The 3013-nt window shown below is 72.3% G+C and carries 5 protein-coding genes; 2 read left to right on the top strand and 3 right to left on the bottom strand.

All coding sequences use genetic code 11. From position 1 onward, the window contains the following. Nucleotides 1–812 (bottom strand): hypothetical protein (locus FDZ70_08645; GenBank protein TLM72186.1); only part of this gene is annotated, 812 nt, incomplete at its 3' end. Between the two features lie 239 nt (nt 813–1051). Between FDZ70_08645 and FDZ70_08640 the strand changes: the two genes are divergently transcribed. Continuing rightward, nucleotides 1052–1339, top strand: a complete 288-nt coding sequence (locus FDZ70_08640; protein TLM72185.1) for a type II toxin-antitoxin system prevent-host-death family antitoxin — start codon at nt 1052–1054, stop codon at nt 1337–1339. Next, complete coding sequence (locus FDZ70_08635; protein TLM72184.1) at nt 1336–1749, top strand: PIN domain-containing protein; 414 nt, start codon at nt 1336–1338, stop codon at nt 1747–1749. Before FDZ70_08640 ends, FDZ70_08635 begins: the two co-directional genes overlap by 4 nt. Nucleotides 1750–1769: 20 nt before the next feature. Here FDZ70_08635 and FDZ70_08630 read toward each other — a convergent pair whose 3' ends face one another. Further along, nucleotides 1770–2522, bottom strand: a complete 753-nt coding sequence (locus tag FDZ70_08630) for a DUF2437 domain-containing protein (GenBank protein ID TLM72183.1) — start codon at nt 2520–2522, stop codon at nt 1770–1772. Nucleotides 2523–2645: 123 nt separating this feature from the next. Continuing rightward, nucleotides 2646–3013, bottom strand: a 368-nt coding sequence (locus FDZ70_08625; protein ID TLM72182.1) for a citramalate synthase, incomplete at its 5' end; no start/stop codon positions are given.

Here is a 3013-nt window from a genome sequence, read left to right as displayed (position 1 = left end):
GTCCGTACGATCGCGGCCCTGCGGCTCCGCGCCCCGAGCACGGCGAACGCGGCCATCCCCACCGCGAGCCCGACCCAGCCTGCGCGCGACCCGCTCGCAGCGGCGAGCGCGGCCGCGAGCACGGCGCCGGCGGCGTACAGCGCCATCGACGCGCGCCCGCGCGCAGTGCGGTCACGCGCCGAGCCGAGCGCCGACGCCGCGAGCGGCACCGCCCACGCCACCGCCCAGACCGCGAGGAAGGTCGGCTGGCCGGACAGCGAGGCGAGTTGCCTGCCGGCCATCCACACCTCCGCCGACCTGCCGACCGCCATCAGCACCGCCGTCGCGGCGACGAACGCCACCATCCCGAGCGCCATCACCGCCGCCAAACGGCGCAGCGTGCGTGCCGCGCCCCGCTCGTCGGGCGCGAGCAGCCGCATCGCGAGGTAGCAGCCGGCGGCCGCCAGCGCGGACGCGACGCCGTCCCAGTACGGGCGCATGCCGGTGATGCCGAGCAGAGGGTCGGGTGACGCCACCGCGGCGACGGCCAGCCACGCGCAGAACGCCGCGACCGCGAGGTCCGCGGCGCGAAGGCGCGGCCGCACGCCGGGAGCGAGCAGCCACGCGCCGGCGCCCGCGAACGAGACGGCGCCGGCGAGCGTGAGCACGAGGTACTTCAGCGCGGGCAGCGACTCGGTCGACGCGCGGGAGTACGCGAGCATCACGCCGAGCGCGCCCAAGACCACGCCCGCCTCGCACAACGCACGCGCGATGCCTCCGGCCCCGCCGCGCGGGCCGACGTCGCGCGCGGGGCTCGACGGCGCTTGGCTCACGGGACGGCGGCTCCGTTCGGCTCGGAAGGGGCGGCTCGGGTCGCGGCAAGTATACCGTCCGCGAGCACGCCGCCCCGGGCGCCCGCTGCACGGCCGCGCTGCGAGGCACAGACCGGTAGGACCCCGTTTGGATCCCGTTTCGACGCGCGTGCCAGACTCGCCACATGCCGCCATTGACCGCACATCACGGACCGCGCAACAATCGTGTACACACTTGCGACACGAATGGAGGCGCACTCATGCGATTCGTCAGCGTGCGCGACCTGCGGGCCAAGTCGGCGGAGATCCTGCGCGAGCTGCCGGACGAAGGCGAGGTGGTGGTGACGAGCCATGGCAAGCCGGTCGCGCTCATGATCCCCGTGGACGAAGCCGACCTGGAGCGCACCCTGGACAGCTGGCGTCGCGGACGCGCGATGCTCGCGATCGTCAGGACGCAGCTCGACTCGGTCGCCCGCGGCACCGACAAGATGACGATGGAGGAGATCGACGCGTTGATCGCCGAGGTCAGGCGGGAGCGGTCGAGTTGATCGTCGTCGTCGACACGAACGTGATCGTCTCGGGGCTGATCGACCCGAACGGCGTGCCCGGCCTGATCGTCGCGGGCATCGTGTGCCGCGACTTCGTTCTCGCGTACGACGGCCGCATCCTTTCCGAATACGCCGAGGTGCTACGCCGCACGCGCCTCGGCATACACGCCGATGCGGCGGAGGCGATCATCGACGCGGCTCTGCGCGGCGGCATCCCAGCCCCGTCGGCACCGCTCCCGGCGAGGTTGCCGCACGCCGCCGACGAGCCGTTCCTCGAGATCGCGCTCGCCTCGGGCGCCGAGTGCCTCATCACCGGCAACCTCGCGCACTTCCCCGTGGACCTGCGCCAGGGCGTGCGCGTGCTCTCGCCCGCCGAGTTCATCGAGTACCGGCGCCGGCCGCGCGACTGACCCCGGGGCGCCGCCGCGCCTCACACCACCGGGTTGACCAGGCTCCCGACGCCCGAGATCCGCACCTCGACGGTGTCGCCGGCGTTCATCGGTCCGATGCCCCCCGGCGTGCCCGTGAGCACCACGTCGCCGGGCAGCAGCGTCATCACCCCGCTGATGAAGCTGACAAGCTCGTGCGGGCCCCAGATCATGTCCGAGGTCGACGAGGACTGCTTCAGCTCGCCGTTCAGGTAGCACTCGACGGTCAGGTCGCCCGGGTCGTCGACGTCGGTCTCGATCCAAGGCCCGAGCGGGCAGAAGGTGTCGTAGCTCTTGGCCCGCGTCCACTGGCCGTCGGCCTTCTGCACGTCGCGTGCGGTGACGTCGTTGGCGCACGTGTAGCCGAGGATGTGGTGCGGCGCCTCCTCGGCCGAGACCCTGTGCGTACGGCGGCCGATGACGATCGCGAGCTCGGCCTCGTGGTCGACTCTGCCCACGCCTTCCGGGATGCAGATGTCGTGCGCCGGCCCGATGACCGCGGTCGCGGGCTTCATGAACAGCACGGGGTTCGCCGGGATCGCGTCGCCCATCTCCTCGGCGTGCCTGCGGTAGTTCAGCCCCACGCACACGACCTTCGTGGGCGTGACGGGCGGCAGCAGCTTCGCCGTGGCGAGCGGGATCGTGCCGTCCGGCTCCCACGCCGCGAACGGCTCGTCGGAGATGAGCGTGATGACCGAGTCATCGGCGAGCCCGTAGCGGGCGTCGTCCTCGACCCGGACACGGACTACCCTCACCGGTCTCCCCCCGTGGGCGTCGAGCATCCTCGCTGAAGGGTTCGACATCGCCGGGCGTCTCCCTTCACATTCGCTGTCGCGTGCGCTCGTGCTCGGGGCGCCTCCGGCATCAGGCGCGGCGACTCAGTCCGGCTGCGGCGCGTCGTCCGCGGGGTCCGGGCCGTCCTCGCGCGGATGGCTGAGGCCGTAGTGGATCGAGTCGACGAGCGCCTCCCACGACGCCTCGATGATGTTCTCGGACACGCCGACCGTGCCCCAGTCCTTCACCCCGTCGTCGGAGACGATGAGCACGCGCGTCACCGCGCCGGTGCCCTTCTTCTCGTCGAGGACGCGGACCTTGTAGTCAGTGAGCTCGATGTCGGCCAGGTGCGGGTAGAACCGGCCGATCCCGATGCGCAGCGCGCGGTCGAGCGCGTTCACGGGGCCGTTCCCCTCGGCGGTGGCGATGAAGCGCTGGCCGGCGACGTGGATCTTGATGGTGGCCTCGGTCA

The sequence above is a fragment of the Actinomycetota bacterium genome, assembly GCA_005774595.1.
In the GTDB taxonomy this organism is placed as follows: domain Bacteria; phylum Actinomycetota; class Coriobacteriia; order Anaerosomatales; family D1FN1-002; genus D1FN1-002.
Note: the sequence above shows the minus strand (reverse complement) of the source record. Positions and strands in the feature narration are given on the sequence as shown.